The sequence below is a fragment of the Staphylococcus sp. EG-SA-14 genome (assembly GCF_017151935.1).
GTDB classification, from domain to species: Bacteria; Bacillota; Bacilli; order Staphylococcales; family Staphylococcaceae; genus Staphylococcus; species Staphylococcus aureus.
The window spans coordinates 1-432 of record NZ_JACVZM010000071.1; the positions used below are offsets into that span (position 1 = coordinate 1).

1 protein-coding gene is annotated in these 432 nt (G+C 36.8%); it reads left to right on the top strand.

What is annotated here, in order from left to right; all coding sequences use genetic code 11:
* Positions 1-403 (top strand): TIGR01440 family protein (locus IDG63_RS14330; protein ID WP_206176501.1); only part of this gene is annotated, 403 nt, incomplete at its 5' end.
* Positions 404-432: the final 29 nt, after the last annotated feature.

Genomic DNA, 432 nt, shown 5'->3' on the forward strand with positions numbered 1-432 from the left:
TGGTTCGATTGATGTTGCTAAGGTTATATATGAAAGTCTTGATTTTATACATAAAGAGACAGGTGTTCACTTTGCGTTTCAAGGTTGCGAACATATTAACCGAGCTATAACAATCGAGCGAGAAATATTTGATCCTTATACAATGACTGAAGTTTCTGTTGTACCACAAGTCAATGCTGGAGGTAGTTTGTCAACTTATGCATACCAACACATGAAAGACCCAATAGTTGTTGAACACATTCAATGCGATAAAGGTATTGATATTGGTCAGACACTAATTGGTATGCATTTAAAGCACGTCGCAGTACCTGTATCAATTGAAACTAAGCGCATTGGAGAAGCTATTGTTACAATAGCTAAGAGCCGTCCTAAATTAATAGGCGGCGAAAGAGCAAAGTATTAAATTCTTAAAAGTGAGGGATTGTACATGTC